Below are 21,024 nucleotides of genomic sequence, written 5' to 3'. Positions count from 1 at the left end.
TTTGTCTATAAAAAATATTTCGGATTTTATAAATGAACTCAAAAAAATACCTGCTCCAAGAAAAACAGAACTTTTCTTTAGAGGACATTCAGATATAGATTATGAATTAAAACCAGGTATTTATAGAAATACTAATCTGATTTCAAATGAACATATTTTATTTAAAGAATTTATTTTAAGAACGCCCACTGACTTTCTTAATGAAAAAAGCGCTTTGGAAAAACTAGTAAAAATGCAACATTACGGTCTACCAACACGTTTATTAGATATTACTTCTAATCCTCTTGTTGCTCTATATTTTGCATGTAGCGGCAATACAAAGAAGGATGGAAAAGTTATAAGCTTTAGAATACCAAATGCATATATAAAATATTATGATAGTGATACTGTCAGTATTCTATCGAACATATCAAAAAGACCTGAAAATTTTAATATTAAAAATATAACTAACTTAAAGATTGCTGAATTTAATAGTGATGAGAATATTCAATATTTGCTACATGAAATAAGAGAAGAAAAATCTTATTTTCAACCAATCATTAATCCTGAAGATCTTGAAAAAGTTGTTGCAGTAAAAGTGAAACAGAGTAATAATCGAATAATCAAGCAAAGTGGTGCTTTTTTGATATTCGGAATTAATATTGAAAAAAAGAATCCAGCTACGGTTCCAACAGACTGGATTGTCAATTCTTCTAAGGAAAAAATAGACTTCACAATTAGCAAAGATGATAAAAAACTAATACTTAAAGAGTTAGATACATTAGGCATTAATGAAGCTACATTATTTCCAGAACTAGATAATCAAGCTCGTTACTTGAAAAGTAAATATAATTAGCACAAAAAGACCGTAACGATTAAGCTACGGTCTAATTTTTTTATTCTATTGCAAGCCACTTTGAACAATTATTAAGATTATTCTTTTTTAAAACTTTACCCAATTTTGTCCCAGTTGCTTATTTCCACAGGCTCAAAAGCTCTATTTTAAGCCATTTCTGTGATTTTTTGCTCTATTCCCACTCAATCGTAGCCGGCGGTTTGCTCGTAATATCGTAGACGATACGGTTGATATGGTTCACTTCGTTGACGATGCGAACGGAGATTTTATCGAGTACGTCATAAGGGATGCGCGCCCAGTCGGCGGTCATGAAGTCCGTCGTCGTAACGCCGCGCAGGGCCAAGGTGTAGTCATATGTGCGGAAATCACCCATGACGCCGACGGAACGGTTGTCTGTCAAGACCGCAAAGTATTGGTTTATGGAGCGATTCAGGCCGGCGGCGGCGATTTCTTCACGGAATATGGCATCCGCATCGCGGAGGATAGCCAGCTTTTCGTCCGTAATCTCGCCCATGACGCGGATGGCAAGGCCCGGTCCCGGGAAGGGCTGACGCCACACAAGGTAGTCCGGCAGGCCCAATTCTTCACCAAGTTCACGCACTTCATCTTTAAAAAGGCTGCGCAGAGGCTCGATGAGTCCCTTGAAATCGACAACTGCCGGCAGGCCGCCTACGTTATGGTGGCTCTTGATAACGGCCGCATCGCCGGCACCGGATTCGATGACATCCGGATAAATTGTACCTTGCGCCAATAAGTCGACGGTGCCGATTTTCCGTCCTTCTTCTTCAAAGACGCGAATAAATTCTTCACCTATAATTTTGCGCTTCTTTTCCGGATCCGTCACACCGGCAAGCTTGTCCAAAAACCGCTTCGCCGCATCGACACGAATAAAGTTCATGCCCGAATCCTTGAAGGCCGCTTCCACCTCGTCGCCTTCGTTCTTGCGCATGAGGCCGTGGTCGACGAAGATACATGTGAGCTGTCCGCCGACAGCCTTGGAGATAAGGGCCGCCGCAACGGAGCTGTCCACACCGCCTGAGAGAGCCAGTACGACCTTACCGTCACCGACGGTTCGCCGCACTTCCTCTACGGCCGTCTTGGCATAGTTCGCCATGGTCCATTCGCCGCTGCAGCAACATGCTTCAAAGAGGAAGTTGCGCAGCATTTCTTTGCCGTGTTCCGTGTGCAATACTTCCGGGTGATACTGCATGGCATAGAGCCTGCGCTCCTTATTTTCCATAGCCGCAACGGGGCAATTTTCCGTACGGGCTGCGATTTCAAAGCCTGCGGGAATGGCGGAAACATAATCGGCATGGCTCATCCAAACCGTTTCTTCCGCGTTCAGCCCTTTAAAGAGAAGAGATTCCGTGTTGACGGACATGACCGTCTTGCCGAACTCACGAGCCTGCGCCTGCCGAACCGTACCGCCCAACATCTGCGCCATGAGCTGCATACCGTAACAAAGCCCCAGAACGGGAACCCCCTGTTCAAAGACGGCGGCATCGATCTTCGGCGCATTGTCTTCATACACGCTGTTCGGCCCGCCCGTAAAAATAATGCCGCACGGTTTCAATTCTTTAATCTTTTCAAGCGCCTTCCCGTAAGGATATACCTCGCAGTATACGTGATTCTCTCTGACGCGGCGCGCAATCAGCTGATTGTACTGGCCGCCGAAATCAACGACAATAATGAGTTCCTTCGTATCCATCCATAGCCCTGCCTCTCGTGCAATTTTCCTATTTATTATATCATAAAATCCGCTTCCTACCAGTTTGCCCGAAAGACGCAAAAAGGGCAGCCTCTAAGGGCTGCCCCGACTGCATTTATTTATTTTCTTCCGCATACTCGCGATAGAGCTCATCCAAAATACTGTGCCGCGTTACGAGACCGAGGACGCGCTTGTTGTCGACGATAGGAATGACTTTCAAATGTTCCGCCACCATGACTCCCGCAAGCTGTTCCACATCGGCGTCAGGTGCAGCCATGATGACGTCCTTCGTCATCAAATCCTTGGCACTGCAGGCAAGAAGCTTCTTAAAGCTCTTGTCGTACTCGCTGATACCGTTGTAGTAAATGCTCGCACCCAAGAGATTTACGTAGTGAGGTACGTGGGGCTTGATTTTCTTATAGAGTAAGTCCGCGTCCGTAACGATACCGGCCAACTGATTGTCGTCGTTGACGATGGGAATCGACGTGACCCTGTTCTTAATGAACATTTGCACCAAGTCGAAAACGGGCGTATCCAAATTAGCCGTTACAAATACTTTTTCCATAATATCCGCTGCCGTGCGTTCGCTCATAGTATCCACCCCTTTGAAATATGACCGGCCGGTCAAATTCTGCTTTTATATAGTATATTTGACAAAAATCGAAAAAATCCTTTTTCCGCTTATAAATGATAGGGCTCGTGCCGCTGAATTTTTACGGCACGATAAAGTTGTTCCACAAGAATCAGGCGAATCATTTGGTGCGTCAACGTAATGCGGCCGAAGGAAATGCGCTTGTCCGCCCGGCGCCGCACGGATTCGGACAGACCGAAGGGACCGCCGATGAGAAAGGTGAGCTCACTGTAACCGTTGAGGGCAAGATTCGCAAAGGAGCCGGCCAAATCCTCCGACGATACGAGACTTCCCGCCACGTCGAGAACGAAGAGGTACGAGCCGCTGCGCACGTACTTCAGGAGTTGTTCCCCTTCTTTCTCGAGAACCTGCCGCTTCTGCCCTGCCGACGGTCTGTCGGGCATCCGCACTTCGGTGATTTCCGTGATTTCCACCTGTCCATACGGCTTCAGGCGCCTGACGTATTCGGCAATAGCGGCGGTCAAATAAGCTTCTTTTATTTTCCCGCTGCCGATAATATGGTATTTCATCAATTATCGCTGTCCATTTGAGGCGACAGTTCCTGGAGCATAATCTTCGCCGTATGCTCGGAACCGTCCCGTATGTACGTAATGGTCACCGTATCGCCGACACGATATGATTCGACGATTTTCTGCAGGGACAGGTAGTCTTCAATGGCCTTGTCGTCAATTTTCGTAAGAATATCGCCGTGTCGGATGCCCGAGCCGTCCAAGGGACCGCCGGCAACAATGCGATAGACGTATACGCCGCTGCCGTCAAAATCCATGCCGAAACGGGCGGCCATCTTTTTATCCAGGCCGTAGAGGCCCAAGTAGGGGCGAACGACGCGACCGTTTTTAATAAGGTCTTCTAAAATAGGACGGGCCGTATTGATAGGAATGGCAAAACCCAGGCCTTCTACACCTTCTTTGGAAATTTTGGCACTGTTAATACCGATGACCTCACCGTCCGCGTCGACGAGGGCACCGCCGGAATTGCCCGGATTGATAGCCGCATCGGTCTGAATCAGTTCCATCGACTGCCCTTCGCCGGCGATCGTTCTGTTCAACGAGCTGATGACTCCGGCCGTAACGGTCCCCTGAAACTCGAGTCCCAGCGGATTGCCGATGGCAATGGCCGGTTCTCCGACTTGCAGGCTGTCGCTGTCGCCGAAATCGGCGACCGTAATATCGGACAAGTTTATTTTGACTACGGCCAAGTCCGTGCGCGCATCCGTACCGACGACCGTGCCGTCCGCGGTCCGCCCGTCCGCCAAGGAGACGATGACCGTCTTGTTATTGCCGACTACGTGATTATTCGTAGCAATATAGCCGTCCTTATCAAAAATAATGCCTGAGCCCACGCCTTCACCGACAAGGACTTTGCGGTTAAAAATGTCGCGGTTATAGACTTTAGTCGTAATACCGACGACGGCGGGACTTACCTTTTTAACGGCCTGTACAACCGCCGTGTTGCGGGATCCCGATAAAGTCGACGCCTTCCCGTCCGGCGTCTGCAGTTGCTGCGTGCCGGAATACACATTTTTAGTACCGAAATTATCATGTACATAATAGCCGCCGAAAGCACCTACACCTGCCAAAACCACAGCCGCAACAAGAGCGGCAACATATTTACGAGACATGGTTCTCCCCCTTTTCGTCGAATCGAACGGCACTCTGCCGGCATGCCAAACGCACGAGTACATCCCGGCCGAGGCTCTTGCCGCTCCGTCCGAACACGTCCTTCATAGTCTTTATAATCTGCGCCGGCTCGTTGTTCTTCTCACTCCGATGCGCTAAAAACACTTTCATCATTTTCTTTTGCGGCAAGTCGGACAAAAGCTCCGCCGCGGCCCGATTGGATAAATGGCCCCGGTGTCCGAGAATGCGTTGCTGCAAGTGATACGGATACGGTCCGCTGCGAACCATGCTCTCATCATGGTTCGCTTCCAAAATAAGTATATCCGCATGGGCTGCAGCTCCTTCAACGGCAGGTGTAACCGTGCCCAAATCCGTGGCATATGTAATCTTCGTATCGCCGTAATAGACGGCATACCCGACGGGCCGCGCCGCATCATGCGGAATTTCAAAGGGAACGACACGGACTGCGCCGACACCTACCCGTTTTGTCAGCGATACAAACCGATTGTCCCCGGCAGCCGCGTATTTTCTTATGGCCCGCCACGTTTCTTCCGTCGTGTAAACGGGCATATCCGTATGCTTCAATAAGACAGGCAGCCCCTTTATATGATCCATATGTTCATGTGTAATAAAAAGGGCATCAATATCATTTATACTGCAGTTTCTCTCGGCCAACCCCTGTACAATGCGGCTGTAGCTGATGCCTGCATCGATGAGGATCTTCGTTTTGCCGCAGCGGATATAGGTTGCATTACCGTTGCTGCTGCTGGCGAGAACACTGACCGTACAGGCGCCGCAAGCATCACCTGCAGCGGCGACAAGTATCTCTCCGATCGTCGCGACGTCCTCCGCAGCGTCTTGCTCCGCCGCCTCACGTACTTGCCGCCGCTGCCGAATGGAACGGGCATAGGCGTCCAACATTGCATCACACTCGTTCATGTGCTTCTCCTTCGACGATGGCAATGCCGGCGCTGGCGCCGATGCGATCGGCACCGGCCGTGATCATGACGCGGGCCGTCTTATAATCGCGAATGCCGCCGGACGCTTTGATCATGGCGTTCAGACCGACGACTTTCTTCATCAGTTTAATATCGTCCGCTGTCGCACCGCCCGGCCCGAATCCCGTAGATGTCTTGACAAAACGAGCTCCCGCCTTGACGGCAACACGGCACGCTTCCTCTTTTTCCGCATCTGTCAAGAGGCCCGTCTCCAAGATGACTTTGACGATTTTCCCCTTTGCCGCCTGAACGACACCGCTTATATCGTTTTCCACATAACCCCAGTTGCCGGCCTTTACTTGCCCCACGGCAATGACCATATCTACTTCATCGGCTCCTTTTTCCACGGCAAAGGCCGTCTCCGCCGCCTTTACGGCCGTCGCGGCGGCGCCGAGCGGAAACCCTATGACCGAAACGACACGAATATACGAACCCGAAAGTTCCCGTTTGGCCAATTCTACATATGCCGAATTGACGCAAACCGAAGCGAAACGATACTGCCGCGCTTCGGCACAAAGCTTTACGATGTCCGCCGGCATGGCGTCAGGCCGCAAGTTCGTGTGATCGATATACGATTCAATCGTCATAATTACTCCCCTTTTTTTGTACACCGAAAAATACTCTCCCCTATTATACTATAAAAAAGCGGCAAGCAAAGTTTTTATCTTATGCAGGTTCTTTAACGGTATACGTGAATACCGCTCCGACGGCGGCACAAATCCACAGTACTTGGAGTGCCGTCGGAATGCCCCAAAGGTCGGCAGCCCAGCCGACAAAGGGAGCAAACATACCGCCGACGGTAACGCTGAGGCCCAGGGTAACACCCGACGCAAAACCGACGTTCTTGCCGAGGAAGGTCTGTCCGAGTACGACAATGGCACTGTACGGTGAGAAGAGCGTCAGTCCCACCGGGATGATAAGAATCGTCGCCCAAATGATATTCGTGCTGTTGACAAAGAAAAACATAGCCGGCACCATAAGCGTAATAGCCAATCTCATGACGCGGACAAAGCCGACGCGGTCCGATATGAGCCCGCCGATATAGGTACCCACAATGCCGACCGCAAAGAGAAGGGATAAGGCCAAACTCCCCTGCGTCGGCGATGCGCCCAGTACTTGAATCCAAAACAGCGGGATAAAGGCGTTGCAAATGGCAAAGCCTATGGAACGGGCAAAAATAACCGCCGTCAGCCTGCCGAAAGCCGGCCAGTCGTTGCTGCGCGTTTCTGCTATGTGCAGACGCGCTTCTTCCCGATTCGTGGCGGCAACCTGTTTCAATACGCTCGGCATCCGCCCGTAGAGAACGGACGCAATCAATATATTGACAATGCCGAAAACGACAAGACCGCGGATATCAAAAGCATAAGCGCAGAGTCCCGCTATGATCGGGCCGACTGCAAAGCCCGTACTGCCGCCGACGGAGAACATCCCCAAAGCGCGTCCCTTCTGTTCGACCGCAATTTTATTAACCATGCGTGCTCCTTCGGGATGATAAATGGAGGAGCCGAGACCGCTGATCATGGAGCAGAGAAAGATGAGCCAATAATTCGTTGTAAAAGCGAGCATACTTAAAGATATACCGCTTAATACGGGACCGAAAGGAACGAACCACGGTTTCGACACTTTATCGGAATAGTAGCCGAACACGGGCTGCGATACGGAGGCAATCAACACATTACCGAGAAGCAGAATCGTCGCATCCCGATAGGATAAATGGCAAACCGAAATAAAATACGGCAAGAGTGCCGGTATAGCGCTTTGTGCCCAGTCCACGGAAAAATGTCCCAACGCAAACATATATACATGCGGATCCATTCGTTTCATTGATATATGCGCATCCTCTCTGTCAATCAGCAAATTCATATTTATTATACGCTTACTGCGCGGCCGGCGGTGTTACTTTTGATGATTACGTATAATAACGGCCAAGCCGTTGCATTTTCCACACAAGGTATACAAAAAAGAGACCCCTCACAGGTCTCTTCTCATTTTATGGCGGAGAGTCAGGGATTTGAACCCTGGGTACGGAGTTCACCGCACACATGATTTCCAATCATGCTCCTTAAGCCGCTCGGACAACTCTCCAGATAATCCATTTCGTTTTTCCATGCCTCGGGATGACATACAAAATGAATATGGTCGGGGCGACAGGATTCGAACCTGCGGCCTCTTAGTCCCGAACCAAGCGCGCTACCAAACTGCGCCACGCCCCGTTACCTGACTTATATATAGTATCAACTTTCCTATACCTTGTCAAGCCGTTTATATGGGCATATATCGCGGTTTTCCGCCCTTTATCCCCTCTTTGTGCCCATATATTTCCAGACAATTCCGCCTATGAGCGTAAGCACGGTCAAACCGATTTTAATATACAGCTCCGCGTCCCGTGTCAGTCCCAAGTAAGTGTCGCTCCCGACCATGGATCCGGCAGCCCAGCCGAGGATAAGACCGCCCAAGTAGATGAGGACCGGAAACTTATGCATAATTTTTATGACCATCGTGCTGCCGAAGATAATAATAGGCACGGAAATAACCATGCCGAAGATCAATAATCCCAAATGTCCGCCCGTAGCACCGACAATCCCCAATACATTATCCAAGCTCATGAGCGCATCGGCAATAATAATCGTCTTTACGGCGCCGGAAAGCGATTCCTGCGCCGTCACGTGCGCTTCTTCCCCTTCCCGCTTACCGATAAGTTTCATGCCGATAAAAACGAGAATCAGCCCGCCGACTGTCCTCAAGTAGGGAATTTGCAGTAATATGACGACGGCGGCAGCCATGACAAAGCGAAAAAGAATAGCTCCGGCCGTGCCGTAGAGGATCGCTTTTCTGCGCAAATCATGAGGCAAATTTTTGGCGGCCATGCCGATAATAATAGAATTGTCGCCGCCTAAAGCCAAATCCAGGAGGACAACCTGCGTAATGACCCATATATCCCGAATTAATTCCGAATCCATATAACACCTCTCCCATTCGTACAGGTGCTTATTATACCACAGGGACAAAAATAGAGGAACCTGCACGGCTCCTCTATTTCTGCAAGCTTGGTGTGTTTTTATTTTACGATAACCGAGACGCCGTCGGGAATAACCGTAACTTTCGGATCCGTAATGCCTTTCTTTGCCAAGTACTCTTTAGCCAGTTTGAAGGCTTCGCCGATGTCCTCGGCGTACGTCAGGTGCATAGCTTCCACCATTTCACGCGGCGCCTGCGTAACCATAATGATATGGAAATGGAGCATGAGGCGCAGGAGAATTTGTGATTCCCACTGGTCAAAAATTGTCTCGTTCCGGTCGCGCGCCAGGATTTCGTCCATTGCTTTCTGTAAGTCCGTGGCATCTCTCAAGGTGTTGAAGAAATCATCGCCGCCGTGGCCGTCGTTGCAGGCCGTGCAGTCGATAATGACGCCGCCCTCTTTACAAGTTGCTTCAGCGGCGGTCATGCCTTTAACGGACTGGTAAATATTTTGGTCGAGCGGATAACCGCCGTTCGTCGTAACAACGATGTCTGCAGGAACGGGCTTTACGCCGGCCAAGGACATTTCAAACTCAACGCCCTTGTAATGGGCTTCTTCACGGTCGCCTGCAAAAGCGGCAATAACCTTCTTATCCGCATCGATGACGACATTGCAAATAAAGGCGAGCTTGGCAACCTTTGCGGCATAGAGCATATCGCGATGAATCGGATTGCCGTCGAGGACACCCGTACGCGCGTAGGGACTGTTAATGAATTCGGAGCAATGGTTGGCAAGAACCGTAATCTTGCTGGCAACACCGGGGAGAACCGACTTTCTGCCGCCGGACATGCCTGCAAAGAAGTGAGGCTCGATAAACCCTTCCGCAACGAGCAAATCCGTATTGATCGCCCATTTGTTGAGCAAGCATTCGCCGCCCGACGGCAGGGTGCCGATGCTGATCATATCCTCGTCGACACGGCTCCGGTGGATAACGATGTGTTCTTTCGCAACGATTTCTTCACCGTATTTGGCAACCAGTTCATCATGAGTTGTCGGCCGGTGCATACCGGTCGATACGAGGATCGTAATCTCAATATCCGGATTTCCCTTGCGCAGTTCCGCCAAGAGCTGCGGCATAATAACATGGCTGGGCACGGGACGCGTATGGTCGCTGGAAATAATGGTACACGTCTTCTTTCCTTTTGCCAACTCGCTCAGTTTTTGCGAGCCGATAGGATTTGCCAGCGCGTCGGCTACGAGATCCGCTTCCGATTTGGGCGCCTTGTATTCGTGAGCACGCGATACGAGAACACCTGCGACCTGTTCATCAGGCAGTTCGAACGTAATTTTTTCCTTCGCAAAAGGGAGTTCAAATTTTTTCATGTCCTGCACATCCTTTCACTTAATATAATAATGATATATCTTTTATTCATAACCTTGATGCACACAGGGGCAAGGGACAGGCAATGTGCCTACCCTTGCCCCTGTGTGCATCAAGGTTTTATTGCTTATTGAACAGGAATTTCATCGCTTACGTCAACGACCTTGCCCGGGTTCATGATATTTTTCGGGTCGAGTGCTTTCTTGACAGAACGCATGAGGCCCATTTCAACGGGATCCATATATTCCTTCATCAGTTTGGCACGCTTATAGCCGATACCGTGTTCACCGGAGAGCCGGCCGCCCTTTTCGTAAACGAGGGCATAAATTTCTTTCTGAATCTTCGGCAGCATTTCTTCCCATTCTTCCTGTGTGCGCTCATCTTTCAGGATGTCGATATGAACGTTGCCGTCACCGCAATGGCCTGCGCAGTGCATTGCAACGTCATATTTTTCGGCAAGGCGGGAAATCTGCTGTACCGCTTCAGGAATTTCCGTCATCGGCACGACGATGTCTTCCATAGAGAATACGAGGCTTCTCTGACGATCCGCTTCCAAGTATGCCTTACGGGACTTCCAAATCTTGTCCTTATCGGCTACCAGTACGTCGAGAGCACCGTTTTCCCGAGCCAGTTCGTCAATAACCATGCACTGATCGTCCAGTACGTCTTCGCTGTCGCCGGCGATCTGGATGATAATGTAGTTGCCTACGTCGGAGTGCTGTAGCTTTTCATTGAGGAATACTTCAACCTGCTTGATGGAAGCATTGTCCATGAATTCAACGCACACAGGCGTAATACCCGCATTCATAACCTTCGGCGTCAAAGCGATAGCCGCATCGAGATTGTCGAATACGGCGAGAAGGTCCATTTCATATTTCGGCAATGAAACGAGCTTCAAGTATACTTTCGTAATAATGCCGAGCGTGCCTTCAGAGCCGATATACAAATGCATAAGCATATAACCCGTAGCGTTCTTACGGAATTTGCCGCCCAATTGAACGACTTCACCGGACGGGGTAACAACTTCAATCCCCATAACCTGATCACGGGTTACACCGTATTTAACCGCACGGTTGCCGCCGGCATTGGTAGCTACGTTGCCGCCGATAAAGCAGGAATCCCCGCTGCAGGGGTCGCCGGCATAAAAGAGGCCTTCTTTATTAACGGCTTCCTGAAGGACTGCCGTCGTAATACCCGGTTCGGCAACGACAACCATGTTCGCCTTGTCGATTTCAATAATTTTGTTCATCCGTTCGATGGAGATGATAACGCCGCCGAAAATGGCGACTGCACCGGCTGCAAGTCCTGTACCGGCTGCACGGGGAATCATAACGATATCGTTGTCATAGCAGAGCTTTACGACCTTGGAAACTTCTTCCGTCGTCGCCGGTAAAACTACTACCTGCGCTTCTTTCATATAATGGGGGTCCGTTACTTCGTCATGGCTGTACGGATCAAGTTTGTCTTTGTCCGTATACACGTATTTTTCGCCGACGATTTTCTTTAATTCTTCAATAAGTTCCGGTGTAACTAAACCTTTTGCCATTCTCTTTACCTCCAATAACAATTTAAATTAATAAATGTATCTCACTCTGTCACAATCGGCGCAGAGGATAAACCGAATAAAATATCCATGCAATACATTCATAAATGCAGTCACGAAAAGGGAATCTCCATAGCTTCTTCCTTGCACCTACGGCACTATTATACCTTTTAAGTATAAATAAGTAAATTACCTGTTCGTATTCACTATATAACTATTTCACTGTTTTACCCCCTATGCAATGACCTTTTATCATATTTGCATACATACTTATTTATATTTTATTTCTTACTGCCCATCTTCCGATTTCTTTCAGCGGCCGTCTGTACGGCATGTATAATAGCCGCACGAAAGCGATACTCTTCCAACGTATGTACTGCCGCAATTGTCGTACCGCCGGGAGAGCACACGTTATCCTTCAATTTCCCCGGATGAACCCCTGTTTCCAAAACGGTTTTTGCCGCTCCCATAACGGCTTGGGCCGCAAAGGTATAGGCCTTATCCCGCGGCATACCTTCCAGGACGGCACCGTCGGCCAAGGCTTCAATAAACATGTATACATAGGCCGGGCTGCTGCCGCTTATACCGATAACCGCATCAATAAGGGCTTCATCAACAACTTCAGCGCGGCCGAAGCAGCGAAATACACACAGCACTTCTTCCAATTCGGAAGCCGTAACGGCTTCATTCGGCGTAAGTGAAGTCATTCCCGCATTCACGACGACAGGCGTGTTCGGCATGGCGCGTATGATTTTACTCCTTGCCGGCAAGCAAGTTGCCAGCGCAGCCAAATCGACACCGGCCGCCACGGACAAAACAACTTGTTCCGGTTTTAAGAACGGTGCCGCTTTTCGTAAAACATCCGCAACGATATGAGGTTTCACTGCTACGATGAGAAGGTCCGCCGCGGCGATAAAAGCCGTAAAATCTTCCGTAGCCGCGGCGGAAGAGCCGAAATCTTTTGCCGCCGCCTGTGCCTTGGCGGGATGAATATTATAAAGAAGCAAGTTTTTCCTCTCGCCGTTTCTCGCTTGGGCTATGCCTTTACCTATAGCATAGCCCATATTACCGACACCGCAAATTCCTATAGTTTTAAACATGTATTGCACACCCTTTCATTCTACGCGAAAAGAGCATAACGAAAGGCTTCGTTATGCTCTTTCACTTACCTTATCGGTCAATTCCCAGCTTATCTGTAACAGTTTTAATCTTAACGGCCAGACCGTGAATCTTTTTCTTTGAAACGGAGCAAACTGCTAAGCGCAGTCCTTTGCCCAAAGGAACGAGGAAGATATTTTCTTTTTCCAACTCATCGCAGACCGCTTGCGAGCCGGGAAGCGGTATGGTAATGAAGAAACCCGACAAATAGGGCAGGTACACTAAGCCGCAAGCGTCGGCTTCCTGCATGAACAGCTCTGCCCGTTCTTTGATAAGGGCGAAATAGTTGGCCCGCTCCGCGTCGAGTTGTTTAATTTTCTCCGGATCTTCGCAAATATGAATCATCGCCTTCATGGCGGCGCTGTTCGAGTTGGACCAGGTAGCACGGTTCGAATACTGATTAATAGCAACGAACTCCTCGGCCACATCCGCATCGGACGTAACACCGATCATAGCCCCCATACGCTGACCGTACATAGTGAACCCCTTGCTCAGTGTGTACGCGACGATGACCAGAATATTGGCCGGCAAGTTACCGAATTTCTTGAAAAACCGGCGGCATTCCGACTTTTCACCGCTGTAGTCAAGATAGGCTACGTCCGGAACCAAAATAATATTTTTTTCCTTATTTGTGACGATTTCCTGCAAAAACGCCAATACCTTATCCCAGTCTTCACCGGAGAGAGCAAAGCCCGTCGGGTTGTTGGCCGGCGAGTTCATAAGAATAACCGTATTGAGCTGCTTTGCAACGAGATCCGTCACGTGGGCTTTAAAGTCTTCGAAGTTGAATTTCCGGTCTTTGAGGAGCTCAAATTCCCGCAGCTTACGGCCGTTGTCAATGCACATGGAACCGTAAGCCCCCCAGTGCCAGTCGCTCGTTAAAATTTCATCACCGATTTCCGAATAGTTGTGAATAACGTGGTGTATGACACCGGAACCGCCGGACGTGGCACAGGCGCGAATATATCCGTCCGGACGCGACGCGCCGAAGCACTGGTCGATGACGGCCTCCAAGTATTCCGGATAGCCTTGAATGGGTGCATACGAAATAATATCCTTCGGCGACAGCTCTTTAAACGCCTGCCGCACAACATCAAGCATGACCAGGTTGCCGTCTTCATCCAGGATGGATCCTACCGTACCGTTAATAACTCGATCCGTCCCCAGTTTATCCGCCAGCGCGTTGGCACGATTATTCGCACCGAAAATTTTATCTTCCGAATACTTTCCTCTCGCCTGTGGAGCGGCAACACTCATTACCATAAGTCATATCCTCCTTTTATACTTATACATTATTTATATCATAAGCAGCCATGAGATTCAATATTTTATGTTCCTCTCTTCCTATGTATTCAAAATACATGAGAAAAAACAGTTTATAAATATAAAAAAAGAAACTCATACAGAATGCATGAGTTTCTCTGTTGGTGACCCGGTAGGGATTCGAACCCTAGACCTACTGATTCGTAGTCAGTCACTCTATCCAGCTGAGCTACCGAGTCATGATGAGGAGTACAAGCCCTGCTGAACTTCTACCCCTCCGTTTTTGGCAGGGGCAGAAGGAATCGAACCCTCAACCAACGGTTTTGGAGACCGCTACTCTACCAGTTGAGCTATACCCCTATGACTGAGAAGCCAAGACGTTATCTTGGCTTCTCCATTAAATCAGCGGCTTCCTATGCTCCCGGGGCGTCTCCGCCCAAGTACTGTCGGCGTATGCAGGCTTAACGGCTGTGTTCGGTATGGGAACAGGTGGATCCCTGCAGCTGTCACCACTGAATCGCCTCCCCCGTACCCTCACAACTACAGAAAACGTAAGCCTCCCCTCTTCGTAAGTTAAGCTCTCGGCCTATTAGTACCGGTCCGCTCCATGCATCGCTGCACTTCCACTCCCGGCCTATCTACCATCTCGTCTCCATGGGGCCTTACTTACTTTCGTACTCAGAAACCTCATCTTTAGGCCGGTTTCACGCTTAGATGCTTTCAGCGTTTATCCCTCCCCGACGTAGCTACCCGGCTGCACGGCTGGCGCCATGACCGGTACACCATCGGTCGGTCCACTCCGGTCCTCTCGTACTGGGAGCAGCCCCTTTCAAGTTTCTTACGCCCGCGATGGATAGGGACCGAACTGTCTCACGACGTTCTGAACCCAGCTCGCGTACCACTTTATTGGGCGAACAGCCCAACCCTTGGGACCTACTTCAGCCCCAGGATGTGATGAGCCGACATCGAGGTGCCAAACCTCCCCGTCGATATGGACTCTTGGGAGAGATAAGCCTGTTATCCCCAGGGTAGCTTTTATCCGTTGTGCGATGGCAATTCCACTCTCTACCACCGGATCACTAAGCCCGACTTTCGTCCCTGCTCGACCTGTCCGTCTCGCAGTCAAGCTCCCTTCTGCCTTTGCACTCTGCGCGCGGTTTCCGTCCGCGCTGAGGGAACCTTTGGGCGCCTCCGTTGCTCTTTCGGAGGCGACCGCCCCAGTCAAACTGCCCGCCTGAGACTGTCCGAAGCCTCGTTACGGCTCTCGTTAGAATTTCAATAAAACAAGGTTGGTATCCCACCGCCGACTCCGCGCAAACTGGCGTTCACGCCTCTACGTCTCCCAACTATCCTGTACGTCTTCTACCGAAACTCCATCTCAGGTTACAGTAAAGCTCCATGGGGTCTTTCTGTCCAGTCGCGGGTAACCTGCATCTTCACAGGTACTTCAATTTCACCGGGTCCCTCGTTGAGACAGTGCCCAAATCGTTACACCTTTCGTGCGGGTCGGAACTTACCCGACAAGGAATTTCGCTACCTTAGGACCGTTATAGTTACGGCCGCCGTTTACCGGGGCTTCAATTCTCTGCTTCGCCTTTCGGCTTACACGTCCTCTTAACCTTCCGGCACCGGGCAGGTGTCAGCATCTATACGTCAGCTTTCGCTTTTGCAGACGCCTGTGTTTGTGCTAAACAGTCGCTTGGGCCTCTCTTGTGCCACCCCTTTCAGCTCCTACCGCTTCCGGTCCTCACCTACTCGGGGTTATCCTTTTCCCGAAGTTACGGATACATTTTGCCGAGTTCCTTAACGAGGGTTTTCCCGCGCACCTTAGAATTCTCTTCCCGCCTACCTGTGTCGGTTTTGGTACGGGCGCCGCAGCCCTCGCTAGAAGCTTTTCTTGACAATCGAGTCCCCGTTCCTTCGCCTGTATCTCTACAGCCTCCCCATCACATCTCGGGCTTTTTGTGTGCCGGATTTGCCTACCACACTCCCTACCTGCTTGGACATGCTCTTCCATTCGCATGCGAACGTTCCTTCTTGTGTCACTCCCTCGCTCTATCGGTCTGCGCCGGTGCAGGAATTTCAACCTGCTCTCCATCTCCTATGCTTCTTCGCCTCGGATTAGGTCCCGACTTACCCCGGGTCGACGATCGTTGCCCGGGAACCCTTCGGCTTTCGGTGGAAAGGATTCTCACCTTTCTTTTCGCTACTCATACCGGCATTCTCACTTCCTATCGGTCCACCTGTCCTTCCGGTCAGGCTTCTCCCCCATAGGAACGCTCCCCTACCCATGTATGTCTCCCATACATGCCATCGCTTCGGTTCCGTGCTTGAGCCCCGGTCATCTTCGGCGCGACGTCTCTCGACCGGTGAGCTATTACGCACTCTTTTAATGATGGCTGCTTCTGAGCCAACATCCCGGTTGTTTTCGAAACGTCACCTCCTTTTCCACTTAGCACGGCATTGGGGACCTTAGCGGTTGGTCCGGGCTGTTTCCCTCTTGACTGCGGGTCTTATCACTCGCAGTCTGACTCCCATGTATAAGTACTGCCATTCGTAGTTTGATTAGGTTCGGTAACCTTCTGGCCCCTTCCCTGTTCAGTGCTCTACCGCCACTACTCTCTCCATGAGGCTAGCCCTAAAGCTATTTCGGGGAGAACCAGCTATCTCCACGTTCGATTGGCATTTCACCCCTATCCACACCTCATCCAAAAGCTTTTCAACGCTCACTGGTTCGGTCCTCCACACATTGTTACCTGTGCTTCAACCTGGGCATGGATAGATCACTGTGGTTTCGGGTCTACTATATCCGACTTATCGCCCTCTTCAGACTCGCTTTCGCTTCGGCTCCGCGTCTTCCGCTTAACCTTGCCGCATATACCAACTCGCCGGTTCATTCTTCAATAGGCACGCCGTCACACCCTTATCGTGCTCCGACTGCTTGTAGGCATACGGTTTCAGGTTCTCTTTCATTCCCCTCCCGGGGTTCTTTTCACCGTTCCCTCTCGGTACTCTTCGCTATCGGTCCATATCAGTATTTCGCCTTGGAGGGTGGTCCCCCCTGCTTCCCACAAGGTTCCTCGTGCCCCGTGGTACTCCGGATTCTACCCCACTCGCTTCGTTGCGCCTACCGGGCTCTCACCGTCTTCGGCTCAGGTTCCCACCTGCTTCGGCTTCCTCCGCTCATGTCTTAGTAGTCCTCTACCCCGTCTCGGTTTCCCGCTTCGGTTTGGGCTCCGCCCTCTTCGCTCGCCGCTACTACGGGCATCTCTGTTGATTCTTCTTCCTCCGGCTACTTAGATGTTTCAGTTCACCGGGTGCCCCCCTCCATTACCGGAGGTGACAGTACTTCTACTGCCGGGTTGCCCCATTCGGATATCTGCGGCTCTCCGGTTACTTGCACCTTACCGCAGCTTTTCGCAGCTTATCGCGTCCTTCTTCGGCTGATATGGCCTAGGCATCCGCCGTACGCCCTTTCTTTCTTAACTTTCCTTCTAAGGTTTTTCTCTTTCTTTCAGAGGTCTTTCTTACGTTTTCATGTAGTTGTCAAGGTACGGGCTGTTTGAATCAAAGATTCAATAAAAAAAGTGGTGGAGATGAGGAGGATCGAACTCCTGACCCCCTGCTTGCAAGGCAGGTGCTCTCCCAGCTGAGCTACACCCCCACATATTACCTGACATCCACCCGTGAAGAGCGTACTGTCAAGGCAATTACAAAAAGCGCCTCGGTTGTCCGTACAACTTATACAAGCTTCGGGTATACCGATTTGCCGTGGTGGGCCTAGGTGGACTTGAACCACCGACCTCACGCTTATCAGGCGTGCGCTCTAACCGGCTGAGCTATAGGCCCATATGCATTGAAAGGTCCGTGACCTCTCAAAACTAAACAATACAATCCCCTTCGCCAGCATTGCGTCCCTAGAAAGGAGGTGATCCAGCCGCACCTTCCGATACGGCTACCTTGTTACGACTTCACCCCAATCATCGCCCCCACCTTCGACGGCTGGCTCCTTGCGGTTACCTCACCGGCTTCGGGTGTGAATGACTTTCGTGGTGTGACGGGCGGTGTGTACAAGGCCCGGGAACGTATTCACCGCAGTATGCTGACCTGCGATTACTAGCGATTCCTCCTTCATGCAGGCGAGTTGCAGCCTGCAATCCGAACTGGGACTCTGTTTTTGGGGTTTGCTCCGGATCGCTCCCTTGCTTCCCTCTATTTAGAGCCATTGTAGTACGTGTGTAGCCCAAGCCATTAGGGGCATGATGACTTGACGTCATCCCCGCCTTCCTCCGCATTGTCTGCGGCAGTCTCTCCTGAGTCCCCACCTCTACGTGCTGGTAACTGAAGATAAGGGTTGCGCTCGTTGCGGGACTTAACCCAACATCTCACGACACGAGCTGACGACAGCCGTGCACCACCTGTTTTCGTGTCTTCCGAAGAAGAACGGCATATCTCTACGCCCTTCACTCAATGTCAAGGCTTGGTAAGGTTCTTCGCGTTGCGTCGAATTAAACCACATACTCCACCGCTTGTGCGGGCCCCCGTCAATTCCTTTGAGTTTCAACCTTGCGGCCGTACTCCCCAGGCGGGGTACTTATTGCGTTAACTCCGGCACGGAAGGGGTCGATACCTCCCACACCTAGTACCCATCGTTTACGGCCAGGACTACCGGGGTATCTAATCCCGTTTGCTCCCCTGGCTTTCGCGCCTCAGCGTCAGTTGTCGTCCAGAAAGCCGCTTTCGCCACCGGTGTTCCTCCTAATATCTACGCATTTCACCGCTACACTAGGAATTCCGCTTTCCTCTCCGACACTCTCAGCCGGCCAGTTTCTCTCCCCTCACGGGGTTAAGCCCCGCACTTTTTAGACAGACTTGGCCGGCCGCCTGCGCGCCCTTTACGCCCAATCATTCCGGACAACGCTTGCCACCTACGTATTACCGCGGCTGCTGGCACGTAGTTAGCCGTGGCTTTCTTCTACGGTACCGTCACGGTCTTATGCTGTTCGCACAAAACCCGTTCGTCCCGTGTAACAGAGCTTTACAACCCGAAGGCCGTCTTCACTCACGCGGCGTTGCTCCGTCAGGCTTTCGCCCATTGCGGAAGATTCCCCACTGCTGCCTCCCGTAGGAGTCTGGACCGTCTCTCAGTTCCAATGTGGCCGTTCATCCTCTCAGACCGGCTACTGATCGTCGCCTTGGTGAGCCCTTACCTCACCAACCAGCTAATCAGACGCAAACCCCTCCCTCGGCGGTAGCTTGTTCCAGAGGCCACCCTTTCCTCCACCTGCCATGCGGCATGTGGAGCTCATTCGGTATTAGCAGCCGTTTCCAGCTGTTGTCCCCATCCCAGGGGCAGGTTGTTTACGCGTTACTCACCCGTTTGCCACTCGATTCGATTAAAAGCAAGCTTTTCACCGTCTCTCGTTCGACTTGCATGTGTTAAGCACGCCGCCAGCGTTCGTCCTGAGCCAGGATCAAACTCTCCATCATAGAAAGTGTCTCCCACTCATGTATTTCTTTGTTGCCGTTTTTTGCCTTACTTTCGTAAGACCTCGCACTCTGGCGTTTTTTTGGTATTGTATTGTTCAGTTTTCAAAGGTCTTTTCGCCTTGCGGCGACTTGCTTATCTTACCAAAGCATTTTTGCTTTGTCAAGACAGGCCGTGAAACTTCTTAAAACCTTATCGCGGTGGCCATGCCGTTCACAGCATGTTTTCCTTGCGACAATAAAAATTCTAGCATCTCTCCTCATACCTGTCAAGAAAAAAATTGTGATTTTCGATGCCCGCAACATAAAAATCGGCACGGATTTTCCGTGCCGATTTAACAGACAAATGATTACCGTTTCGAGAACTGAGACGCTTTACGAGCCTTCTTCAAGCCGTACTTACGGCGTTCTTTTTCACGGGGATCACGCGTTAAGAAGCCCGCTTTCTTCAAGGATTGACGGAATTCACCGTCCAACTCCAAAAGAGCACGGCTGATGCCGTGACGAATAGCGCCTGCCTGACCGGAAGGACCGCCGCCCTTTACGTCGGCGATGACGTCGTATTGTTCTGTAACACCTGTCAGCACGAGGGGCTGTTTAATAATCAATTCCAGCGTCTTGCGGCCAAAATATTCAGTCAATTCTTTTTTATTTACTGTGACTTTTCCTTGACCCGGAACCAGACGAACTCTGGCAACGGATGTTTTTCTACGGCCAGTGCCGTAGTATTGTGCTACTGCCATGAAAGCTTTCCTCCCGGTATTAACGAATATCCAACTTCAAAACTTCAGGTTTCTGTGCCTGATGCGGATGTTTCGCACCTGCATACACATTGAGTTTACGATACATCTGTTCACCCAATTTGTTCTTGGGCAACATGCCGCGCACTGCCATTTCCACGACCCGTTCAGGCCGTTTTTCAAGCATATGGCCGGCTTGAGTAAAAGTGGATCCGCCGGGATATCCGGAATGACGGAAATACGTTTTCTGCACTAATTTCTTGCCTGTCAACTTGACCTTTTCCGCATTAACGACAATTACGAAGTCGCCCGTATCTACGTGCGGAGTAAAAATAGATTTATGTTTACCCCGAAGAACTTTGGCCACTTCGGCAGCAAGACGGCCTAATGTTTGGCCTTCAGCGTCAACAACAAACCACTTCCGTTCCACATTGGCGGAATTGGCCATAAATGTAGTTTTCATGCTGTTTTATTCCTCCTGTTTCAACTATCTTTCCTAAGCTTTGGGCTTTTGTCTCCGGGGCTTGTGGAGTCCAAGTAAAAAGCTTACTTTTCTATTCTATAGACTCGCACTGTCATTGTCAAGTTTTTTTATTTTCCTATCAGCGCCCCCCCCTCAGACGTGGCCGCAACAAGGCACACCTTCTCCGAAATACTGTCCCGAAGGCGGCAAGGAGGGGA

The 21,024-nt window shown here is 50.4% G+C and carries 15 protein-coding genes, 6 tRNA genes and 3 rRNA genes; 1 reads left to right on the top strand and 23 read right to left on the bottom strand.

Annotated elements, in window-relative coordinates; all coding sequences use genetic code 11:
* Position 1 precedes the first annotated feature (1 nt).
* Positions 2 to 835, top strand: coding sequence for an FRG domain-containing protein (locus BQ2674_RS00900; protein WP_075572003.1), 834 nt, complete (start codon positions 2 to 4; stop codon positions 833 to 835).
* Positions 836 to 1,007: 172 nt separating this feature from the next.
* Here the strand turns inward: BQ2674_RS00900 and guaA are convergent, their stop codons facing one another.
* From guaA to rplM, 23 genes are all read right to left on the bottom strand, one after another.
* Positions 1,008 to 2,543 (bottom strand): glutamine-hydrolyzing GMP synthase, encoded by a 1,536-nt coding sequence (gene guaA / locus BQ2674_RS00895; RefSeq protein ID WP_075572002.1) that lies wholly within the window; start codon positions 2,541 to 2,543, stop codon positions 1,008 to 1,010.
* A gap of 115 nt (positions 2,544 to 2,658) precedes the next feature.
* Positions 2,659 to 3,135: a CBS domain-containing protein gene (locus BQ2674_RS00890; protein ID WP_075572001.1), complete on the bottom strand. Its 477-nt coding sequence runs from the start codon at positions 3,133 to 3,135 to the stop codon at positions 2,659 to 2,661.
* Between the two features lie 89 nt (positions 3,136 to 3,224).
* Complete coding sequence (gene rlmH / locus BQ2674_RS00885; protein ID WP_075572000.1) at positions 3,225 to 3,704, bottom strand: 23S rRNA (pseudouridine(1915)-N(3))-methyltransferase RlmH; 480 nt, start codon at positions 3,702 to 3,704, stop codon at positions 3,225 to 3,227.
* On the bottom strand, positions 3,704 to 4,816 hold the full coding sequence (locus BQ2674_RS00880; RefSeq protein WP_075571999.1) for a S1C family serine protease: 1,113 nt from the start codon (positions 4,814 to 4,816) through the stop codon (positions 3,704 to 3,706). Before BQ2674_RS00880 ends, rlmH begins: the two co-directional genes overlap by 1 nt.
* A complete protein-coding gene (locus BQ2674_RS00875; protein ID WP_075571998.1) occupies positions 4,806 to 5,753 on the bottom strand; it encodes an MBL fold metallo-hydrolase in 948 nt (315 codons plus the stop codon). Before BQ2674_RS00875 ends, BQ2674_RS00880 begins: the two co-directional genes overlap by 11 nt.
* On the bottom strand, positions 5,740 to 6,399 hold the full coding sequence (gene deoC, locus BQ2674_RS00870) for a deoxyribose-phosphate aldolase (RefSeq protein WP_075571997.1): 660 nt from the start codon (positions 6,397 to 6,399) through the stop codon (positions 5,740 to 5,742). The genes BQ2674_RS00875 and deoC overlap by 14 nt, the downstream gene beginning before the upstream one ends.
* A gap of 79 nt (positions 6,400 to 6,478) precedes the next feature.
* On the bottom strand, positions 6,479 to 7,675 hold the full coding sequence (locus BQ2674_RS00865; protein WP_235828777.1) for an MFS transporter: 1,197 nt from the start codon (positions 7,673 to 7,675) through the stop codon (positions 6,479 to 6,481).
* A gap of 130 nt (positions 7,676 to 7,805) precedes the next feature.
* Positions 7,806 to 7,897, bottom strand: a tRNA-Ser gene (locus BQ2674_RS00860).
* Positions 7,898 to 7,948: 51 nt separating this feature from the next.
* Positions 7,949 to 8,025: transfer RNA gene (locus BQ2674_RS00855), tRNA-Pro, on the bottom strand.
* A gap of 81 nt (positions 8,026 to 8,106) precedes the next feature.
* Positions 8,107 to 8,772: a TerC family protein gene (locus BQ2674_RS00850; RefSeq protein ID WP_075571995.1), complete on the bottom strand. Its 666-nt coding sequence runs from the start codon at positions 8,770 to 8,772 to the stop codon at positions 8,107 to 8,109.
* A 98-nt stretch (positions 8,773 to 8,870) separates the two neighbouring features.
* Positions 8,871 to 10,154: a nickel-dependent lactate racemase gene (gene larA / locus BQ2674_RS00845; protein WP_075571994.1), complete on the bottom strand. Its 1,284-nt coding sequence runs from the start codon at positions 10,152 to 10,154 to the stop codon at positions 8,871 to 8,873.
* A gap of 125 nt (positions 10,155 to 10,279) precedes the next feature.
* Entirely contained in the window at positions 10,280 to 11,698 is a 1,419-nt protein-coding gene (locus BQ2674_RS00840; protein ID WP_075571993.1) for an FAD-binding oxidoreductase, read from the bottom strand.
* 278 nt (positions 11,699 to 11,976) lie between these two features.
* Positions 11,977 to 12,795, bottom strand: coding sequence for a pyrroline-5-carboxylate reductase (gene proC / locus BQ2674_RS00835; protein WP_075571992.1), 819 nt, complete (start codon positions 12,793 to 12,795; stop codon positions 11,977 to 11,979).
* 70 nt (positions 12,796 to 12,865) lie between these two features.
* A complete protein-coding gene (locus BQ2674_RS00830) occupies positions 12,866 to 14,116 on the bottom strand; it encodes a pyridoxal phosphate-dependent aminotransferase (RefSeq protein ID WP_075571991.1) in 1,251 nt (416 codons plus the stop codon).
* Between the two features lie 162 nt (positions 14,117 to 14,278).
* A tRNA-Arg gene (locus BQ2674_RS00825) sits at positions 14,279 to 14,355 on the bottom strand.
* 45 nt (positions 14,356 to 14,400) lie between these two features.
* Positions 14,401 to 14,476 (bottom strand) — tRNA-Trp (locus BQ2674_RS00820).
* Positions 14,477 to 14,516: 40 nt separating this feature from the next.
* A 5S ribosomal RNA gene (gene rrf, locus BQ2674_RS00815) occupies positions 14,517 to 14,633 on the bottom strand.
* 52 nt (positions 14,634 to 14,685) lie between these two features.
* A 23S ribosomal RNA gene (locus BQ2674_RS00810) occupies positions 14,686 to 17,604 on the bottom strand.
* A gap of 100 nt (positions 17,605 to 17,704) precedes the next feature.
* A tRNA-Ala gene (locus BQ2674_RS00805) sits at positions 17,705 to 17,780 on the bottom strand.
* Between the two features lie 108 nt (positions 17,781 to 17,888).
* Positions 17,889 to 17,965: transfer RNA gene (locus BQ2674_RS00800), tRNA-Ile, on the bottom strand.
* Positions 17,966 to 18,037: 72 nt separating this feature from the next.
* Positions 18,038 to 19,606, bottom strand: a 16S ribosomal RNA gene (locus BQ2674_RS00795).
* Together the 16S, 23S and 5S rRNA genes with 4 tRNA genes alongside form the textbook arrangement of a ribosomal RNA operon.
* A 347-nt stretch (positions 19,607 to 19,953) precedes the next feature.
* Positions 19,954 to 20,346 carry a 30S ribosomal protein S9 gene (rpsI, locus tag BQ2674_RS00790; RefSeq protein WP_075571990.1) on the bottom strand — a complete coding sequence of 131 codons (393 nt, stop codon included), beginning with the start codon at positions 20,344 to 20,346 and terminating at the stop codon, positions 19,954 to 19,956.
* Between the two features lie 19 nt (positions 20,347 to 20,365).
* The gene (gene rplM / locus BQ2674_RS00785; RefSeq protein ID WP_075571989.1) at positions 20,366 to 20,806 is read right to left on the bottom strand and encodes a 50S ribosomal protein L13; all 441 of its coding nucleotides are present in this window, start codon (positions 20,804 to 20,806) and stop codon (positions 20,366 to 20,368) included.
* Between the last annotated feature and the right edge of the window lie 218 nt (positions 20,807 to 21,024).

It is taken from the genome of Megasphaera coli (genome assembly GCF_900095855.1).
Classification (GTDB): domain Bacteria; phylum Bacillota; class Negativicutes; order Veillonellales; family Megasphaeraceae; genus Megasphaera; species Megasphaera massiliensis_A.
The sequence above is the reverse complement of the archived record's forward strand: the minus strand, read 5'-3'. Positions and strand labels throughout refer to the sequence as shown.

Coding starts and splice junctions, on each gene's coding strand:
- BQ2674_RS00865 (WP_235828777.1), bottom strand. CDS start 7,675: ATGAATTTGCTGATTGACAGAGAGGATGCGCATATATCAATGAAACGA.
- proC (WP_075571992.1), bottom strand. CDS start 12,795: ATGTTTAAAACTATAGGAATTTGCGGTGTCGGTAATATGGGCTATGCT.
- BQ2674_RS00840 (WP_075571993.1), bottom strand. CDS start 11,698: ATGGCAAAAGGTTTAGTTACACCGGAACTTATTGAAGAATTAAAGAAA.
- BQ2674_RS00875 (WP_075571998.1), bottom strand. CDS start 5,753: ATGAACGAGTGTGATGCAATGTTGGACGCCTATGCCCGTTCCATTCGG.
- guaA (WP_075572002.1), bottom strand. CDS start 2,543: ATGGATACGAAGGAACTCATTATTGTCGTTGATTTCGGCGGCCAGTAC.
- rpsI (WP_075571990.1), bottom strand. CDS start 20,346: ATGGCAGTAGCACAATACTACGGCACTGGCCGTAGAAAAACATCCGTT.
- rlmH (WP_075572000.1), bottom strand. CDS start 3,704: ATGAAATACCATATTATCGGCAGCGGGAAAATAAAAGAAGCTTATTTG.
- larA (WP_075571994.1), bottom strand. CDS start 10,154: ATGAAAAAATTTGAACTCCCTTTTGCGAAGGAAAAAATTACGTTCGAA.
- deoC (WP_075571997.1), bottom strand. CDS start 6,399: ATGACGATTGAATCGTATATCGATCACACGAACTTGCGGCCTGACGCC.
- BQ2674_RS00850 (WP_075571995.1), bottom strand. CDS start 8,772: ATGGATTCGGAATTAATTCGGGATATATGGGTCATTACGCAGGTTGTC.
- BQ2674_RS00830 (WP_075571991.1), bottom strand. CDS start 14,116: ATGGTAATGAGTGTTGCCGCTCCACAGGCGAGAGGAAAGTATTCGGAA.
- BQ2674_RS00880 (WP_075571999.1), bottom strand. CDS start 4,816: ATGTCTCGTAAATATGTTGCCGCTCTTGTTGCGGCTGTGGTTTTGGCA.
- rplM (WP_075571989.1), bottom strand. CDS start 20,806: ATGAAAACTACATTTATGGCCAATTCCGCCAATGTGGAACGGAAGTGG.
- BQ2674_RS00890 (WP_075572001.1), bottom strand. CDS start 3,135: ATGAGCGAACGCACGGCAGCGGATATTATGGAAAAAGTATTTGTAACG.